16 protein-coding genes are annotated in these 16,919 nt (G+C 68.0%); 5 read left to right on the top strand and 11 right to left on the bottom strand.

Annotated elements, in window-relative coordinates:
* Positions 1–1,446, bottom strand: a complete 1,446-nt coding sequence (ccoG, locus tag CP958_RS23795; RefSeq protein ID WP_096704655.1) for a cytochrome c oxidase accessory protein CcoG — start codon at positions 1,444–1,446, stop codon at positions 1–3.
* A gap of 330 nt (positions 1,447–1,776) precedes the next feature.
* Here ccoG and CP958_RS23790 point away from each other — a divergent pair, with 330 nt between their 5' ends.
* Complete coding sequence (locus CP958_RS23790; protein ID WP_096704654.1) at positions 1,777–2,184, top strand: CVNH domain-containing protein; 408 nt, start codon at positions 1,777–1,779, stop codon at positions 2,182–2,184.
* A 177-nt stretch (positions 2,185–2,361) separates the two neighbouring features.
* Entirely contained in the window at positions 2,362–3,084 is a 723-nt protein-coding gene (locus CP958_RS23785; RefSeq protein WP_096704653.1) for a metalloendopeptidase, read from the top strand.
* On the opposite strand, the gene CP958_RS23780 is transcribed toward CP958_RS23785, so the two are convergent.
* Positions 3,081–4,463 carry an SLC13 family permease gene (locus CP958_RS23780; protein WP_096704652.1) on the bottom strand — a complete coding sequence of 461 codons (1,383 nt, stop codon included), beginning with the start codon at positions 4,461–4,463 and terminating at the stop codon, positions 3,081–3,083. The genes CP958_RS23785 and CP958_RS23780 overlap by 4 nt on opposite strands.
* Before the next feature lie 97 nt (positions 4,464–4,560).
* On the opposite strand from CP958_RS23780, the gene CP958_RS23775 reads away from it, so the two are divergent.
* The gene (locus CP958_RS23775; protein ID WP_096704651.1) at positions 4,561–5,202 is read left to right on the top strand and encodes a GntR family transcriptional regulator; all 642 of its coding nucleotides are present in this window, start codon (positions 4,561–4,563) and stop codon (positions 5,200–5,202) included.
* Here the strand turns inward: CP958_RS23775 and CP958_RS23770 are convergent.
* On the bottom strand, positions 5,197–7,053 hold the full coding sequence (locus CP958_RS23770; protein WP_096704650.1) for a sensor histidine kinase: 1,857 nt from the start codon (positions 7,051–7,053) through the stop codon (positions 5,197–5,199). The two genes, CP958_RS23775 and CP958_RS23770, sit on opposite strands and share 6 nt — an antisense overlap.
* Before the next feature lie 72 nt (positions 7,054–7,125).
* Complete coding sequence (locus CP958_RS23765; RefSeq protein ID WP_096704649.1) at positions 7,126–9,978, bottom strand: DUF748 domain-containing protein; 2,853 nt, start codon at positions 9,976–9,978, stop codon at positions 7,126–7,128.
* Between the two features lie 99 nt (positions 9,979–10,077).
* On the opposite strand from CP958_RS23765, the gene ccmA reads away from it, so the two are divergent.
* Together ccmA and ccmB are read left to right on the top strand one after the other, a co-directional pair.
* A complete protein-coding gene (ccmA, locus tag CP958_RS23760; protein ID WP_096705028.1) occupies positions 10,078–10,731 on the top strand; it encodes a heme ABC exporter ATP-binding protein CcmA in 654 nt (217 codons plus the stop codon).
* Positions 10,728–11,393 (top strand): heme exporter protein CcmB, encoded by a 666-nt coding sequence (gene ccmB / locus CP958_RS23755; protein WP_096704648.1) that lies wholly within the window; start codon positions 10,728–10,730, stop codon positions 11,391–11,393. Before ccmA ends, ccmB begins: the two co-directional genes overlap by 4 nt.
* A gap of 165 nt (positions 11,394–11,558) precedes the next feature.
* Here the strand turns inward: ccmB and ccmI are convergent, their stop codons facing one another.
* From ccmI to CP958_RS23720, 7 genes are all read right to left on the bottom strand, one after another.
* On the bottom strand, positions 11,559–12,389 hold the full coding sequence (ccmI, locus tag CP958_RS23750; protein ID WP_096704647.1) for a c-type cytochrome biogenesis protein CcmI: 831 nt from the start codon (positions 12,387–12,389) through the stop codon (positions 11,559–11,561).
* On the bottom strand, positions 12,386–12,850 hold the full coding sequence (locus tag CP958_RS23745; RefSeq protein ID WP_096704646.1) for a cytochrome c-type biogenesis protein: 465 nt from the start codon (positions 12,848–12,850) through the stop codon (positions 12,386–12,388). Before CP958_RS23745 ends, ccmI begins: the two co-directional genes overlap by 4 nt.
* Positions 12,847–13,389, bottom strand: coding sequence for a DsbE family thiol:disulfide interchange protein (locus tag CP958_RS23740; protein ID WP_096704645.1), 543 nt, complete (start codon positions 13,387–13,389; stop codon positions 12,847–12,849). The genes CP958_RS23745 and CP958_RS23740 overlap by 4 nt, the downstream gene beginning before the upstream one ends.
* 15 nt (positions 13,390–13,404) lie before the next feature.
* Positions 13,405–15,393 (bottom strand): heme lyase CcmF/NrfE family subunit, encoded by a 1,989-nt coding sequence (locus CP958_RS23735; protein WP_096704644.1) that lies wholly within the window; start codon positions 15,391–15,393, stop codon positions 13,405–13,407.
* A gap of 92 nt (positions 15,394–15,485) precedes the next feature.
* Positions 15,486–15,926: a cytochrome c maturation protein CcmE gene (ccmE, locus tag CP958_RS23730; RefSeq protein WP_096704643.1), complete on the bottom strand. Its 441-nt coding sequence runs from the start codon at positions 15,924–15,926 to the stop codon at positions 15,486–15,488.
* The gene (gene ccmD, locus CP958_RS23725; protein WP_242443118.1) at positions 15,923–16,108 is read right to left on the bottom strand and encodes a heme exporter protein CcmD; all 186 of its coding nucleotides are present in this window, start codon (positions 16,106–16,108) and stop codon (positions 15,923–15,925) included. Before ccmD ends, ccmE begins: the two co-directional genes overlap by 4 nt.
* Positions 16,109–16,143: 35 nt before the next feature.
* Positions 16,144–16,878, bottom strand: a complete 735-nt coding sequence (locus tag CP958_RS23720; protein ID WP_096704641.1) for a heme ABC transporter permease — start codon at positions 16,876–16,878, stop codon at positions 16,144–16,146.
* Between the last annotated feature and the right edge of the window lie 41 nt (positions 16,879–16,919).

Below are 16,919 nucleotides of genomic sequence, written 5' to 3'. Positions count from 1 at the left end.
TTACTTCTCCGGCCCGGCGAAGATGGTGTGGGTCCGCACCTCGCGGCTCGAGCCGGTGAGGACGAAGGTGACCGGCATGCTCTTGGACGCCGCCTTGGCGGCGGGAACGGTGACGTAGAAACGGAAGTCGCCCACCGAGTCGCGCGGGACGCGCAGCTCGGCGGTCGCCGAATTGCTCTCGCCGCCCACCACCGAGATGGTGCCGCCCTCGACGCCTTCCAGCCGCACGGTGAAGGCGCGGTCCTCGGCCTTCATGTTCAGCACCTTGTAGGCATAGCCGTTGCGGATGGCCCCGTCCGACATCTGGACGAACAGGGGCGAGCGTTCGTGCAGCACGTTGACGTCCACGTCGGGGCGGGTGGTGAGGCGGAACAGCATCACCGAAAGGACCACGGCCATGATGCCGCCATAGATCAGGGTGCGCGGCCGGATGATGCGGAAGCTGCCGCTCCTGCCGTCCTTGCGGGCGTCGATGTTATGGCTGGAATCGTAGGAGATCAGCCCGCGCGGCAGCTCGTAGCGGTCCATCACCTGATTGCAGGCGTCGATGCACAGCGCGCAGCCGATGCAGGCCAACTGGTTGCCCCGGCGGATATCGATGCCGGTGGGGCAGGCCTGGACGCAGGCGCGGCAATCGACGCAATGGCCGCGCCCCTCGAAGCTCTGGCCCTTGCGCGCCGGGCCGCCCGGCTCGCCCCGCCACGCCTCGTAGGTGACGATCAGCGAATGCTCGTCGAACATGGCCGACTGGAAGCGGGAATAGGGGCAGAGATAGACGCAGACCCGCTCCCTGGCATAGCCGGCCAGCAGGAAGCAGAAGCCGCCCAGGATGGCGATGAAGGCATAGACCGGCGGATTGGCCCGGCCGGTGAAGATGTCCTTCAGCATCTCGAAGGCGTCGCCGAACCACAGGGTGAAGCCGATGCCGCAGGCCGCCGAGATGGCCAGCCATGCCAGGTTGATCACGGCTTTCTTGGCCAGCTTGGCGGGGCTGGCCGGTTCGCGCTCGAAGGCGATGCGCTGGCTGCGGTCGCCGATCACCAGACGCTCCACCGCCACGAACAGGTCGGTATAGACCGTCTGCCAGCAGATGAAGCCGCACCACACCCGGCCGGCCACCGCGCTCATCAGGAACAGCAGAATGGCCGAAATCAGCAGGATGCCGGTCAGGTAGTAGATTTCCTGCGGCCAGATCTCGATGAACAGCATGTAGGCCCGCCGGCCGGGCATGTCGATCAGGATGGCCTGATTGGGCGCTCCCGGTCCGCGATCCCAGCGCAGGAACGGCCCCAGATGCCACCACGCCAGGGTAAGGACCATGGCCCACCATTTCAGCGAGCGGAAGGTGCCGCTGACCGCGCGGGGCTGGGCCTTGCCGGTCTCCATGTACAGGGGCACCTCGCCCTTGTGCAGCGGCAAGGCCGGTACGGCAGGCTTGGCGTCCATGGCGGGTTCTCCGGAATTTATATTAGACCGGTTCAATATAACATGCGCGGCGGTTTGTCTCCAGGCGAACGCGCATTGCTCCCCCGGAGCGCGCGCATGGTGGCTGGGCCGACCTGGAGATCGGGCAGAAACCCTATGAAAAGTAAGGTTTCGATCGATATGCCATTAATTAGACGGATCACGCCACAAATCAACTAAAACGCATACGTGAATCATATTCATCACGAATCATTGGTTGTGCTATCAATAAATGGCTCCGCAAAAAACGCTGTGAGCTAGATATATATAAATCTTTTAGATGTGCACCAAAACTCGTGAGGGGAGAAACCGATGAAGAAGATTCTGATTGCCGCCGCCGCTCTGGTCCTGGCCGCCGCCGCCCCGGTTCTGGCGAATCCGGCCGGGTCTTATACCAAGACCTGTTCCGGCGCCTCCATGAACGGCGACACCCTGTCGGCCACCTGCACCCGCATGGACGGCAGCCAGGCCCAGACCTCGCTGCAGTTCGCCTCGTCCTGCGTGGGCGACATCGGCAACATCAACGGCGTGCTGGCCTGTGCCGGTCCCAACGGCTCCTATTCCATGACCTGTTCCAACATCTCGGTCAGCGGCAACACCCTGAACGCCTCCTGCCGCACCAAGGCCGGCCAGATGGTCCCCGCCTCGCTGCCCGGCTTCCAGGGCTTCCAGGGCAATATCAGCAATTGCGACGGAAAGTTGCAGAACGGTCCCTGCTGATCCTGGATGCGTCCCCGCCTCCCGGGGGCGCGCTGCGGGACGGATGGTCCGAAGGGGTCGTCCGTCCCCTTTTTTTGCCCCGATCATGGTGGTCGGGAACGGAACTCGCCCACAAAATATGGTTTGCCCCCGGACTCGGCTTTTGACAGAATCGCCCATTCTTGGGGGAAAGAGGTCATGGACGTTCACAGACTCGCCAAGGTGCTGGCCCTGGCCGCGTCGGACAACGACGCCGAGGCGCTGCACGCCCTGCGCACCGCCGGGCGGCTGCTGGAGGGCGCCGGACTGGACTTCGTCGCTCTGGCCTCGAGGCTGGCCGAGGGCGGTCCGGTGGTCAGCGCCACCCGGATGGAGGATCTGGAAGACACCGTCTTCGACCTGCGCAACGAGGTCCGCCACCTGCGCTCCGAGAACGAGAGGCTGCGCCAGGGCGGTCCGGCGACGGCCGGCGGATTGGCCTTGGCCGCCCAGGATGTCGCCCAGGCCATCCGGCTGAAGGCCGAACTGGACGAATTGCGCGAGACCATGGGGGCCGAGAAGCGCCGGGCCGATACCGCCCAGGCGGCCGAGCGGGCCCTGCACGCCGACCTTGCCCAGGCTATCGAGGTGGCGGAACGCCTGACCGTCCAGTTCGAGGCGCTGAAGGGCCGCGCCGACCGCCTGGAGGCCGAGAACCGCCGCCTGGGCCTGGTGGCCACCGCCCTGAAGGGCGAACTGGACGAGCGTATCGCCGACCAGACCCATCCCCTGCCGCCGGTGGCTTCGCCGGTCCCGGCCCCCGTCATGCGGGCCGAACCGGCACCGCGCCGTCCGACGGCCGCTCCGCCGCCCGTCGCGGCCGCCACCGTCGCCCGGCGGGGCAAGGGCGGTCAGCCCATCAACCAGTACGCCCTGTTCTAGATCCACCCCAGCAGTCGCCACCACAGGTAGTTCAGCGGCAGCAGGAACACGACGGTGATGCCGGCCAGCCACAGGCACAGCTTCTGGGCCGGGCCCAGGCGCTCGCCGCCCAACTGCATGGCAACCACCATGGGCGCCGACTGATAGGGCAGGATGGGGTTGGAGAAGCCCAGCACCTGACTCATCAGCACCGCCTCGACGGGCAGGCCCGAGGCCTCGGCCATCTGGCCGGCCATGGGGGTCAGCACCGCCGGCGCGCCGGGCAGGGTGGTGACCACGCTGACCACGGTGGACAATACCGCCAGGGCGGTGAAATTGGTGGCCTGATGGCCGGGGGCCAGGGGCAGCACCTCGAGGATGGCCCCGGCCAGCCGCGCGCCCAGCCCCGACTGGTCCACGATGGCGCCCAGTCCCATGATGCCGGCCACATAGAACATGGAGCCGAAATTGATCTGCTCGTTGAAGGCCTTGCGGTCCACCATGCCGATGCCGGGCAGCAGCAGCAGGGCGCCGGCCGCCATGCTGACCCAGGCCGGGCTGACGTGGTGGATGAAATCGGTGGCCCACAGCACCAGGGCGGCGGCCAGCAGCAGGGCCAGTTGTCCTTCCTGGCGCTTCATGGGACCGAGCGGCCGGCCCGCCATCTCGGGCTTGGGAGTGTCGGGCCACAGCTTGACGATCAGCGGGATCATGATGGCGGTCTTGAGGAAGCCCAGCACCGGGAAGTGCAGCAGCAGATACGCGCCATAGCTGGGCGTGTAGTGCCACAGGGTCTCGGAGGCGCCCACCAGCACCAGATTGGGCAGATTGGCCGGCAGGATGGAGAAGGTGGGGACGTGGCAGCCGAAGGCGGCGGCCAGCACCACCCCCAGGCGGCCGTTGGAACCGGGCTCGAAGCCGTAGCGCTCGGCCAGCCCCACGGCGATGGGCATCAGCAAGATGGCGCGGCCCATGGAGGACGGCATCAGAAAGCCCATGGCGACGCCCACCAGGGTCACCCCGGTGATGACGCCCCAATAGCTGGAGCCGAAGGCGTGGCTCAGCCGCGCTCCCAGGCGCTCGCCCAGGCCGGTGGTGCGCACCGCCACCCCCATGACCAGTCCGCCGAAGACCAGCCACAGCGCCGCCGACTGAAAGCCGCCGAACACCACCGATGACGGCGCCGCCTTCAGCAGCATGGCCATGGTGAAGAAGAAAACGGCGGTGATGGGCTCGGCGATCACCCCGGTGGCCCACAATCCGATGAACGCCACCGACAGGCCCAGCACCCGCCCCTCGGTCCCCGGCAGCGGGTCGAGAATGACGATGACCGCGCCGGCGATGACGGCGATCCAGGCCAGGATGCGGGGCAGCGGCATACGGGACAGGGACAGGCTCATCACGCCACCTCATGTTTCATGTTACGTGATACGTTATTCGTGTTTGCGTCCGGAGTCCAGCTTGGGCACAATTCGGCGGGGGAGGAGAGTTGACGGCATGAAATTGCAGAAGACCAATCTGGCCGAGCAGGCCTATACCGCGCTGCACGAGATGCTGCTGGCCGGCGAGCGCTTCATGCCCGGCGACAAGATCAGCGTCGAGGATCTGGCCCGCCAGTTGGGCGTCAGCCGCTCGCCGGTCTGGCAGGCCATCGCCCGCCTGGAAGCCGACGGCATCGTCGAGGTGTGGCCGCGTCATGGCGTGTTCTTCACCGGCTTCGACAAGGCGCGGCTGATGGACATCCTGGCGACCCGCGAGGTGCTGGAAGGCGCCACCGCCCGTCTGGCCGCCGAGAAGGCGACGGCCGAGCGGGTGGCGGAACTGCGCGCCTCGGTGATCCTCCAGCGCGATACCATCGCCCGGGGCGCCCTGGACGATTACGCCGCCGAGGTGGCCCGTTTCCACAAGATGATGGCCGAGGCCTCGGGCAACAAGGTGATGGTGGAGATCATCGAGCGGTTGTGGGCGCGCACCAAGGCCATGTGCATCCGCCCCGATCTCCGCCCCGCCATGCTGGACCAGCGGGTGGAGGAGCACGCCCGCATGGTCGAGGCGGTGGCCCATGGTGACGGCGAGACGGCGGAGGCGGAAACCCGCGCCCATATCCGCCGCATCGCCGACGATCTCGCCGCCCTATGACGCCTCGTCTGACGGCGCCGGGACGGTGAAGCGGAAGATGCTGCCCCCCGTGGGGTTGGGCTCGAGCCAGATTTCTCCGCCGCCGCCCTGAATGATCCGCTTGCACACCGCCAGCCCGACGCCGGTGCCCGGATAGGCGTCGGAGGTATGCAGGCGGCGGAAGATCTGGAAAATGTCCTGCTCGGATTTCTCGACGCCGATACCGTTGTCGGCGACGGAAAACAGCCACAGACCCTGGTGCGGCTCGGCGGTGACCGCGATCCGGGGCGGCCGGTCGGGGCGCCGGAACTTGATGGCGTTGCCGATCAGATTCTGGAACACCTGCATCAGCTGGACCTCGGTGGCGACCACCACCGGCAGGTCGCCGACCGTGATCTCGGCGCCGCTGCCGACGATGCTGTCGTGCAGATTGTCCAGGGCGGCCCGGCAGGCCTGGGCGGCGGAAACCGGCCCCATCACCTGGCCCTGTCCCGATACGTTGGCGAAGGTCAGCAGGCCGTTGATCAGCTCGTGCATGCGCTTGGCGGCGCCGACGATGAACTCCATGTACTCGTCGGCCTCGCTGTCCAGGCGGCCGGCCAGGCGGCGGGCCAGCAACTGGGTGAAGGAGGTGACCGTCCGCAGGGGCTCCTGCAGGTCATGGGAGGCGATGTGGGCGAAGCGCTGCAACTCGCCGTTGGCGTCGATCAGTTCCTGCAGCAGCCGCTGGGTTTCCGCCTCGTTGCGGCGGGCCTGATCGCGTTCGGCAGTGCGCCGTTGCAGCAGCGCCGAAGCGGTGGCCAGGGCGCGGGCCAGTTCCTCGACCTCGCGGATATCCTGGCGCGGCGCGCTGATGTCCGCGCCCGAGCCCAGGGCCAGGGCCGGCTCGATCAGCGAACGCACCGAGCGGCGGATCTGGCCGCCGATCATCCAGGCCAGTCCCAGGCCGACGATGGTCAGTGCCAGCGTCGAGATGCAGACCAGCAGGATGGAATCCCGCAGTTCGGCCAGCAGCACCTGCTTGGGCACGCCCACCGCCACCGACCACTGGGCCACCTCGCTGCGGCTGAAGGCGCCATAGACGGGGATGCCCTCCAGGGTATTGTTCTCCGACAGCCCGTCCTTGGACTGCCGCATGCGCTCCACCAGGATGGGGGTGCCGCTCTGGCCGACGAATTTCTCCGGCTGATGGGTGCGGGCGATGATGATGCCCCGGCTGTCGAAGATGGCGGCGATCCAGCCGGGGGGCAATTGCTGTTCGGTCAGGATGTGGCCGAGATGCTCGGGCAGGATCGCCATGCTGATGTCGTAGACGGCCTTGCCGTTCTTCCACACCGGGACGTCGACGCTGATCAGCGGACGGTGGATGACGCCGCCCATGAACAGGTCCGATACCGCCGGCCGGCCGGCGGCCAGCACTTTTTCGATCTGTTCCGGCGCCCCGTGGCGTGGCAATGGCGTGCCCAGGGGGCGCTTGAGGTTGACCACCTGCTGCGCCGAGGCATCGCTGAGCACGATGTTGTCGCCGTTCTGCTGGCGCTGGACCACCTGGGCCTGTTCGTAGAAGCCCGCCAGATCGGTGTTGGCGAGATGGGGCGAGGTCGCCAGGGTCTGCAGGGTGGCCACCGTGCTGGCGATCTCGCGGTCCACGGCCAGCGACAGGGCATGGGCCGTCTGGACCATGTTCTGTTCCAGCAGGGCGCGCTGGCGGTGATAGAAATCATAGATCAGCAGGCCGACCGCCAGGGTGCTGGGCAGCAGGCAGACCATGACCAGCAGCACCAGTTTCGAGCGGATGCTCGGCAATCTTCCGGCCGAGACGGGCGTTACCGCCAGCCTCTCTCGTTCCGGTGGGCGATTGTCGAACTTCATGAAGCTAACCCGTTATGGATATGGCGTCTGCATGGGTAAGATGACGTCGACAGCGTCGGGCGACAACCCCCCTTACAGCAGCAATTCCACCCTGGGCCCCTTGCCGGTGGCTTCCACCATGGGGCGGCAGCCGAACAGCCGGTCGGCTTGGACACCCTCCTTGTCGGCCAGGAAATCGCGGACGGCGTTGGTGCGGCGCTGGGCCAGGGCGGAGAGCAGGTTGCGGTCGGGCGGGCCGAAGGATTCGGCACTGCGCTCAAAGCCTACGAACTGCTCCAGCTTGGACAGCAGCGGCTTGTCGGCGGCGCGCCGCCTGGCGGCCACCACCGGCCAGTCGCTGTCGTCGGCCTTGCCGCACAGGGTGAGTTTGAGGCCGGGACGGCCGTTCAGCAGCTCGGCCACCACCGCCAGGGTCTTTTCGTGCTCGCCGCTGAGGATATCGGTCCCCGGCGCGAAGGCGAGCGGTGCCAGGGCCAGATGGGACCTGTCGTCGGCATCCACCGCCAGCTCGATCAGCGCCGCCACCGGGAAGGCCAGCTTCAAGGTGGTCAGCACGGTGGATTTGAGCGCACCCGCCACCGCCTGGGCCACCGCGTCGCTGACGTCCACGTCGGGATTGGCGGTGTCGCCGCGGATGGGCAGCGACAGGCGGATGCGGTCCTCGCCGTCGCGCAGCAGGTCGAGGACCGTCTCGATGGGCATCTCGGCCTTCAGGACCACCGGAGCGTTGGGATCGGGCGGGGCGATGAACAGGTTGGACAGCGCCACGTCGAGCGCGCCCGACAGCTTGCCCTGGTCGGCGCCGACGCCCAGCGTGCCGTCGAAATGCCCCGATTGCAGATGAACGCCCAGCGCCTCGGCCAAATAGGGCGACAGCGGCGGCAGTTCGAAGGCGGTGATCTTGCCGTCGACCCGGCCGGAAATCTTTTCGGCGAAGGGGCGCACCGTGCCCGACGCCGTGACCACGCCGCGTCCCACACCGGCCTTGATCTCGAACGGGCTGTCGCGGTCGGGGAATTCGCTGTCCAGCTTGCCGATGGACAGCTCCAGCGGCGTGATGTCGAGGCGTACCGTCTCGGCCATGGTGCGGTCGCGCAGGTTGACCCGGCTGTCGCCCCCCACCACCAGTTTTCCGATGCGGATATCGGGCTGGTCGTCGTCCTTGGGGGCCGCCTTGCCCTTGTCCTTGCCGTCGTCGAAGGTAAAGCCGACCAGACCTTCCGGAGTGCGGTTGAGGCGGGCCAGCAGGCCGTCGACGCGCACCTCGTCCACCGCCACGTCACCGTCGGCGTTGCGCCCGGCATGATCGAGGCGCAGGCGCCGGCTCTCGATGCGCCAGGGATAGCCGCCCTGGCCGTCCTTCCTGATGGCGTGCAGCCCATCGGCGGAGAGGCGGGCGACGGAAACGCCACCGTCCTTGCCCAGGGCCAGAGTCTCGGCCTCGATCCGGTCCACGGCGGCCCAATCGATCCTGCGGGCGGCATCCTGTACCACCAGCCCCTCGATGCGGGCCTTGGGCAATTCACCGGCCACCGTCTTGCCGAACTCGATCATCCCCTGGGTCTCGGCGGCGTGCAGGGCGGTACGGATGTCGCCCACCGTCAGACGCAGCGGCCCCAGGGCCAGCTTGCCCTCTGCCTTGCCGGCCGGACCGGCGGTGTCCAGGTCGAAGCGGCCCGACCAGTCCAGGGATTCGGGGGTCGCGTCATGTCCCGCCACGGCGATGTGGGCGCCGGTGAGCTTCAGCCCGCCCTGCCAGCCCAGTTTCCGTCCGTCCCAGTCGAAGCGGCCGGCCTCCAGGGTCAGCCCGGCGGCGGCGCCCTCGCCGCCCTCTGCCTTGCCGGCCAGGGTGGCGCCCTCGATGCGGCCTCCCTCCAGTCCCAGCCGCTTGCCGTCCCAGGTCAGCGCCTTCACTCCGACGGACAGCTTGCCGGCCGAGCCGCCGCCGCCCGGCGCGGTGACCGCCAGGGCTTCGGCGACCAGACCCGCCGCCAGCTCCGCCTTGGCGCCGTCCCAGGCGAGGTGACCCAGTTCAAGTTCAAGCCGGGTCGCCTTGGCTGTGATGGGGGCGGTCAGGGCGGGGGCCTCGAGGGCGAGGCGGCCGGTGATCTTGAAGTCGAGACCGTCCTGGCGCAGGACGCCGTCGGCGGCGAGGGAGGACTCCGCCGTTCCGCCCAGCCCCTTGACCCCGGCCCGCTCGGCCAGCACGGCGAAATCGCTCAGCGACAGGCGCTGCAGTTGCAGGGCGGCGGCGAAGGACGGTTCGGCGGCGAAGGGATGCACGGTGCCCGACAGGGCGATGGCGGCATCGTTCAGGCCGCCCTTGAGGGTGAAGGCGACGGCGCGGCCGGGCTCCAGGCTGTTGAGGTTCTCCACCAGCAGCCGTTCCACCGCGATATTGGCGGTGAAGTCGCCGTCGGTGATGCGCAGGCGGGAATTGGTCAGCTCAAGCCCCGCCACGTCGATGCCCCAGGGCGGTGAAGCCTGGTCCTTGGCCGAGGGCGGCGTGGCCGCCACCGTCAGGGGCAGGCCGTTGAGGACGAAGCCGCCGCCGTCTTCCCGCTTCAACTCGATGTCGATGCCCTCGACCGCCACGCGGTCCAGCACCAGACGGCGGTCGAGCAGCGGCTTCCAGCGGAATTTCAGGTCGAAATCCCGGATGCCCAGCGCGCTGCCCAGCGCCGGCTGGGCCACCACCTTGCGCACCGTCAGGCGGCCGCCGAACAGCGAGATGTCGGTGTCGTCGATGCTGACCTCGACCATGCCCAGGCCGCGCAGGGCCTTGGCCAGCCCCCAGCGCAGCCCGGCATCGGGCAGCAGGTCCCAGGCCAGGGTCAGGACGAGGACCACAAGCCCCGCCACCGCCGCCACCACGTGACGCCGCCGGATTTCCTGCCCCGCAAGCTTTCTGCCGACCAGTTTCATGCCCCCATGATCGGTCGGCCGCCGGAAAAGGCAAGGGGGCAATCACCCTTCCCACCAAGCCCCTCGTCAAGCGCGCCGATTTTTGCCATGGTGCGGGCCATGAGCGATTCGACCTTCTCCGCAAAGGATCTGGCCTGCGTGCGCGGCGGGCGCGTGGTGTTCGCCGGGCTGGGGTTCTCCCTGGCGACGGGCGGCGCCCTGGTGCTGCTGGGACCCAACGGTTCGGGCAAGTCGTCCCTGCTGCGCGTCCTGGCCGGGTTGCTGAAGCCGGCCCACGGATTGCTGGCCTGGGACGGCCGGCCGATCGCCGAGGACCCCGAGGCCCACGCGGCGCGCACCCATTACCTCGGCCATCACGACGCGGTGAAGCCGGTGCTGTCGGTGGCCGAGAACCTGCGCTTCTGGGCCCATCTCCATGACCCCCACGCCGAGCGTGCCGGCCGCGCCGTGGATGCGGCGCTGGCGCGCTTCGGGCTGGCGCGGCTGGCCACCATTCCCGGCAAGATGCTCTCGGCCGGGCAGAAGCGCCGCACCAATCTGGCCCGCCTGCTGGCGGCGCCCAGCCCGCTGTGGCTGCTGGACGAGCCCACCACGGCGCTCGACAAGGCTTCCATCAGGGTGCTGGAAGACGTGCTGGCCGAACATCGGGCCGGCGGCGGCATGGTGGTGTTGTCCACCCATGCCGACATCAACATGCCCGGCGCCGCCGAACTGCATCTCGACCGCTTCTCGGTCAGGGAGGAACTGCCATGAACCGCTTCCTCGAGGTCGTGCGCCGCGACCTGCGCCTGGCGCTGCGCCAGGGCTCGGACAGCGTCATGGTGGTGACTTTCTTCGTGCTGACCGTGGTGCTGTTCCCCTTCGGCATCGGGCCGGAAGTCAACGTGCTGGAGCGCGTCTCGGCCGGCGTGCTGATGGTTACCGCCCTGCTGGCCTCCATGCTGTCGCTCGACCGGCTGTTCCAGGCCGATTACGAGGACGGTTCGCTGGAACTGCTGGTGCTGACCCCGGCGCCGCTGGGCGTGGTGGTGGCGGCCAAGATGCTGGCCCACTGGCTGACCACCGGCCTGCCGCTGATGATCGCGGCGCCCGTGCTGGCCGTGCTGTTGCACATGCACGAGGACGGCTTCCTTACCCTGCTGGCCGCCATGGCCCTGGGCACCCCGGTGCTGTCCCTGGTCGGCGGCATCGGCGCCGCCTTGGTGCTGGGGGCGCGGCGGGGCGGCGTGCTGCTGTCGCTCTTGATCCTGCCGCTCTACGTGCCGGTACTGATCTTCGGGGTGGGGGCCATCGACGCCGCCGTGCAGGGCATGTCGGCCAAGCCGCACCTGCTGATTCTCTCGGCCATGCTGGCCGCCGCCCTGGTGCTCGCCCCCTGGGCCAGCGCCGCCGCGCTGCGGCAGGCGCTGGAGTAGAAAAGCCCTGAGCGCCAGCGAATGCCCTCGCGGCGACGTCAATCGGATCGGATACGCTGATTCACCACGAAGGCATGAAGACGGTTTCTTTCAGGCAAGTCAGGCAGCCGTCTTCAGGCCGAAAGATCCTCTCTCGCTGCGGTAGTCAGGATGACACGTTCTGAGCTATGGCAGCCGCGCCATGTCCTTTTCCACCTGACCGCGCGCCGGGGACTCGGCGGGCAGGACCATCAGCAGGCGGTTCCAGCGGGCCTTGGCGCGGGCGCTGTCGCCCTTCATGGCGGCGGACAGGCCGGTGAAGTACAGGGCGTCGGGCTGGTCGGGGGTGATGGCCAGGACTTCTTCCAGACGGGCGATGGCCTCGTCGGGCAGGGCGTCGTTCTCGGCCTCTTCCAGCAGCATGATGGCCAGCTCGATGCGGGTCTGGGCATCGCCGGGCAGCAGGGTGATGGCGTTGCGATAGGCGTCCTTGGCCTCGTCGGCCAAGCCCAGGGCGCGGTACGAGCGGCCCAGCATGGCCCAGCCCTTGCCGTCCGAGGGGTCCTGCTTCAGCCGTTCGGCCAGACGGGTGACCATGGCCTGGATGGTGGCGGCCTTCTCCTGCATCTCGGCGATCTGGGCGGCGCGTCCGGCATAGGGGCGATCGGGCAGTTCCGGGGCGCCGAGCGGCAGATAGACCAGCACCGCCAGCAGCGGCAGCAGCAAACCGACCAGGATGGGAGCGGTCTTGCCGGCCTTGGCGATGGTGGCCTTGGCCCCCTTGTCGCCATCGGCGGCGGCCAGCATGCGGCGCTGAATCTCGGTGCGCGCCGCGTCGGCCTGGGCCGGGGACAGCAGGCCGCGCTCCACGTCGCGGACGATCTCGCCCAACTGGTCCTTGTAGACCATCAGATCGTATTCGGAACGGGCGGCGGTGGCGGCGGAGGTCGCCAGCAGCGGGCGCAGCAATACCAGCAGCGCAAGGACCACCATGGCGGCGAAGACGATCCAGATCACCGCTCGCTCTCCTTCAACAACGTGTCCAGTCTGCGCCGTTCCTCGGCCGACAGCGGCGGCGGCGGCGGCGCGGTCCCGGCCGCCGGGCGGCGGCGGTAAAAGGCCAGAACCGCCCACAGGGCACCCAGGAACAGGGCCAGCGGCCCCAGCCACAGGGCCAGGGTGGTAACCTTGAACGGCGGCTTCAGCAGCACGTAGTCGCCATAGCGGTCGACCACGAATTTCTTCACCTGCTCGTCGCTGTCGCCCTTGGCGATGCGCTCGCGCACGATGACCCGCAGATCCTTGGCCAGATCGGCGTCGGAATCGTCGATGGACTGGTTCTGGCAGACCAGGCAGCGCAGGTCCTTGCCCAGCTCGCGGGCGCGGTGTTCCTGGGCCGGGTCCTTCAGCATCTCGTCGGGATTGACGGCCAAGGCGGGGGTGGAGAGGAGGAGGAGGGCGACAACCAGCCTTTTCATCGCTTTTCCAGCTCCCGGATGATGGGCAGCAGGGTCTTGGTCCAGATATCCATGGAGATGGGACCCACATGCTTGTAGCGGATGACCCCGGCCTTATCGACGATGAAGCTTTCCGGTGCGCCGGTGACGCCGAAATCCACGGCGGTGCGCCCCGGCGGCGGGTCGATTCCGACGCGCTCGTAGGGGTCGCCGTTCTTCTTGAGCCAGGCGGCGCCCAGCACCGGATCGTCGCGCCAGTCCACGGCGTGGATGGGGGCGTCGCCCCGGCGCTTGATCTCCATCAGCACGGGATGCTCCTGTACGCAGGAAATGCACCACGAGCCGTAGATGTTGACCAGGGATACCCGACCCTTGAGGTTCTCGGTGCCGAGGCCCGAGCTCTCGCCGCGCCCCGGCAGGGGGGCGAGACTCATCTCCGGCACCGGCCGGTCGATCAGTACCGAGGGGATATCACGCGGATTGAGCGTCAGGCCCTTGAGGAAGAACAGGGCCATGATGGCGAAGACCGCCACCGGCAGGACATAGAGGAAGCGGCGCATCGTCGTTTCGTCTCCTCAGGCCTTGGCGGCGGCGTTGGCGGCCCGTGCCGGGGCGCCGATACGGTGGCGGCGGTCGGCCAGCGAGATCAGCCCGCCGACGACCAGCAGCAGCCCGCCGGCCCACAGCCAGGGGATGCAGGGATTGAAGTACAGCCGCGTCACCCAGCCGCCTCCGGGACCGGCTTTGGGGTCGGGATCGCCGATCACCACGTAAAGGTCGCCGGTGATCCCTGAGCGGATGGCCGCCGTGGTGGTGGGGCGCGGCGGCTGGCGATACATGCGCTTTTCCGGCTGCATCACGCCGATGGCCTTGCCGTCCTTGGAAATCTCGAAGGTGGCGCGGCTGGCGGTGTAATTGGGGCCGGGCACGTCCTCGACCCCCTTGAGGGTGACGCCGTAGCCGCCCACCTGCACGGTCTCGCCGACCTTCTGGGTCTGGATGTGCTCGGTGGTCCAGGCCGACGAGGCGGTCAGGCCGACGATGAACACCGCCAGCCCGAAATGGGCCAGCAGCATGCCCCAGGCGGAATTGGGCAGCCGGGCGGCGCGGCTCAGCGCGTTGGCCGGACGGGTGAACAGGCCGATGCGCTCGGCCATGTCCCACAGGGTGCCGAGGCCCAGCCACACCGCCAGGGCGAAGCCGGCCGCCGTCCACCACGGACCGGCCGAACCGCCTTGGAGGAACCACACCAGCATGGCGGTACCCAGGGCCAGGGCGGCGATGAACTTGAGGCGGCCCAGCACGCCGGCCATGTCGCCACGCTTCCACGACAGCATGGGGGCGGCGGCCATCACCAGCACCATGGGGGCCATCAGCGGCAGGAAGACCGCGTTGAAGAAGGGCGGACCCACCGACACCTTGCCGAGGTTCAGCGCGTCGGCGATCAGTGGATACAGCGTGCCCAGCAGCACGGTGGCGGCGCCGGTGGCCATCAGCACGTTGTTGAGCAAAAGCGCGCCTTCCCGCGAGATGGGCGAGAACAGACCGCCCATCTTCATCATGGGGGCGCGGGCGGCGTAAAGGGCCAGCGAGCCGCCCACCGCCGTGCACAGCAGCAGCAGGATGAACACGCCGCGCGCCGGGTCGGTGGCGAAGGCGTGCACGCTGGTCAGCACGCCCGAGCGCACCAGGAAGGTGCCGAGCAGCGACAGGCCGAAGGCGATGATGGCCAGCAGGATGGTCCAGCTTTTGAGCGCGTCGCGTTTCTCCACCACGATGGCGGAGTGCAGCAGGGCGGTGCCGGCCAGCCAGGGCATGAACGAGGCGTTCTCGACGGGGTCCCAGTACCACCAGCCGCCCCAGCCCAGGGTGTAATAGGCCCACCACGAGCCCAGGATGATGCCGCAGGTGAGGAACACCCAGGCGGCCAGGGTCCAGGGACGCACCCAGCGGGCCCAGGCGGCGTCGACGCGGCCTTCCAGCAGGGCGGCGATGGCGAAGGAGAACGCCATGGAGAAGCCCACGTAGCCCAGATAGAGGAAGGGCGGATGGAAGGCCAGACCCGGGTCCTGCAGCATGGGGTTGAGGCCCTGGCCGTTGACCGGCGGCGGGTCCAGGCGGGCGAAGGGGTTGGAGGTCAGCAGGATGAAGGCCAGGAAGCCCACGGCGATCATGGCCTGCACCGCCAGGGCGCGGGATTTGAGGCCCGGCGGCAGGTTGCGGCCGAACAGGGTCACCGCGAAGCCGAACAGCGCCAGGATGGTGATCCACAGCAGCAGCGAGCCCTCGTGATTGCCCCACACGCCGGCCACCTTGTAGAGCATGGGCTTGTCGGTGTGGCTGTTCTGGGCGACGTTCATCACCGAGAAATCGCTGGTGACATAGGCGTTGGTCAGCGCCCCGAAGGCGATGGCGATGAACAGGAATTGCAGCGTGGCGGCGGGACCGGCCACGTTCATCCAGGCCATGTTGCCGCGCCGTGCCCCCATCAGCGGCACGACCGCCTGCACCAGGGCGACGCACAAAGCCAGCACCAGGGCGAAATGGCCGATCTCGGCGATCATGGATATGGTCCTTATCCTCGTCACCCCCGGACTTGATCCGGGGGTCCATGGATGCCCGGATCAAGTCCGGGCATGACGGAAACCCAACAACGCTACTTCGTCTTGCCGTCGTTCCACTGGCCGGACTTTTTCAGGGCCTCGGCCACTTCCTTGGGCATGTAGTTCTCGTCGTGCTTGGCCAGCACCTCGGAGGCCTTGAAGTGGCCGCCCTTTTCCATGCGGCCCTCGACCACCACGCCCTGGCCCTCGCGGAACAGGTCGGGCAGCACGCCGGTATAGGTCACCGGGATGGCGTTGGTGACGTCGGTGACCTTGAAGGTCACGGTCTTGCCGTCCTTGACCAGGGAATCGTTCTCCACCAGACCACCGATGCGCATGCGCCGGCCTTCCGGGATGCGCTGGGTGACGATGTCGGTGGGCGAATAGAAATAGACCAGACTGTCGGAGATGGCGGTGAGCACCAGCGCCACCGCGCCGCCCAGGGCCAGCATGCCGAGAAGGACGAAATACAGCCTGCGTTGCTTGCGGGTCACTCTTGGTTCTCCGAATCCTTGCCGCGCCCGTTCCGGGAGCGAATGCCCCGTCTCGCCTGCTGCAGCACTTCCAGCTCGGCCTCGGCCTTGCGCGCCGAGGTCAGCGACAGCACCAGCACCAGCAGGAGCACCACGGCGCCGGCGCCGTAGGCGGGCCACACATAGCCAGCGTAGCCGCCCATATGGAGCATAGCCTGGAAAGATTCCATGACGTTGGTCACTCCCCTTGCGACGCGGCGTGGATCTGCGCCATGCGGATGACGCGAATCTTCTGGCCGGCGATCTCGGCGCGACCCCTGAGGATCAGGATGGAAATCCAGTAGGCCTTGAAGCCCACCGCCATCAGCAGCAGCGGAATCAGCATGGTCTTGTCGATGGCCGGTCCGCCCATCTTCACCACGCTGGCCGGCTGGTGCAGCGTATTCCACCAATCCACCGACCACTTGATGACCGGAATGTTGACGGCGCCGACCAGGGCCAGGATGGCGGCGGCCTTGTGGCCGCGCTCGGCGTCGTCGAAGGCGTTCACCAGGGCCATGTAGCCGAGATAGAGGAACAGCAGGATCAGCATGCTGGTCAGCCGCGCGTCCCAGGCCCACCACGTTCCCCACATGGGCTTGCCCCACAAGGACCCGGTCAGCAGGCACAGGAAGGTGAAGGCGGCGCCGACCGGGGCGGTGGCCTTGGCCAGCAGATCGGCCAGGGGATGCTTCCAGATCAGCGCCATGGCCGAGAACACCGCCATGGCGGTGTAGCAGAACATGCCCATCCAGGCCGACGGCACGTGCACGTACATGATGCGGACACTGTCACCCTGCTGGTAATCGGCCGGCGAGCCGAACAGGGCGAAATACAGACCAGCCCCCAGGCAGAGGATGGCGACGGCGTTCGACCAGGGAAGGATCACCTTGGCGAGGCGCAGGAAGCGGGCGGGATTGGCGAAGCGATGCATGGCGCCTCTTCTTAGCGCCGTTCCATTCGCATTTCCAGCGG

This window comes from Magnetospirillum sp. 15-1 (assembly GCF_900184795.1).
Taxonomy (GTDB): Bacteria; Pseudomonadota; Alphaproteobacteria; order Rhodospirillales; family Magnetospirillaceae; genus Phaeospirillum.
Note: the sequence above shows the minus strand (reverse complement) of the source record. Positions and strands in the feature narration are given on the sequence as shown.

What these genes read in the sequence shown, in the direction of transcription:
- CP958_RS23765 (WP_096704649.1), bottom strand. Translation starts at nt 9,978, where the DNA reads ATGAAACTGGTCGGCAGAAAGCTTGCGGGGCAGGAAATCCGGCGGCGT.
- ccmD (WP_242443118.1), bottom strand. Translation starts at nt 16,108, where the DNA reads ATGGGCGGCTACGCTGGCTATGTGTGGCCCGCCTACGGCGCCGGCGCC.
- ccmB (WP_096704648.1), top strand. Translation starts at nt 10,728, where the DNA reads ATGAACCGCTTCCTCGAGGTCGTGCGCCGCGACCTGCGCCTGGCGCTG.
- CP958_RS23775 (WP_096704651.1), top strand. Translation starts at nt 4,561, where the DNA reads ATGAAATTGCAGAAGACCAATCTGGCCGAGCAGGCCTATACCGCGCTG.
- CP958_RS23785 (WP_096704653.1), top strand. Translation starts at nt 2,362, where the DNA reads ATGGACGTTCACAGACTCGCCAAGGTGCTGGCCCTGGCCGCGTCGGAC.
- CP958_RS23790 (WP_096704654.1), top strand. Translation starts at nt 1,777, where the DNA reads ATGAAGAAGATTCTGATTGCCGCCGCCGCTCTGGTCCTGGCCGCCGCC.
- CP958_RS23780 (WP_096704652.1), bottom strand. Translation starts at nt 4,463, where the DNA reads ATGAGCCTGTCCCTGTCCCGTATGCCGCTGCCCCGCATCCTGGCCTGG.
- ccmA (WP_096705028.1), top strand. Translation starts at nt 10,078, where the DNA reads ATGAGCGATTCGACCTTCTCCGCAAAGGATCTGGCCTGCGTGCGCGGC.
- ccoG (WP_096704655.1), bottom strand. Translation starts at nt 1,446, where the DNA reads ATGGACGCCAAGCCTGCCGTACCGGCCTTGCCGCTGCACAAGGGCGAG.
- CP958_RS23720 (WP_096704641.1), bottom strand. Translation starts at nt 16,878, where the DNA reads ATGCATCGCTTCGCCAATCCCGCCCGCTTCCTGCGCCTCGCCAAGGTG.
- CP958_RS23735 (WP_096704644.1), bottom strand. Translation starts at nt 15,393, where the DNA reads ATGATCGCCGAGATCGGCCATTTCGCCCTGGTGCTGGCTTTGTGCGTC.
- CP958_RS23740 (WP_096704645.1), bottom strand. Translation starts at nt 13,389, where the DNA reads ATGCGCCGCTTCCTCTATGTCCTGCCGGTGGCGGTCTTCGCCATCATG.
- CP958_RS23745 (WP_096704646.1), bottom strand. Translation starts at nt 12,850, where the DNA reads ATGAAAAGGCTGGTTGTCGCCCTCCTCCTCCTCTCCACCCCCGCCTTG.
- CP958_RS23770 (WP_096704650.1), bottom strand. Translation starts at nt 7,053, where the DNA reads ATGAAGTTCGACAATCGCCCACCGGAACGAGAGAGGCTGGCGGTAACG.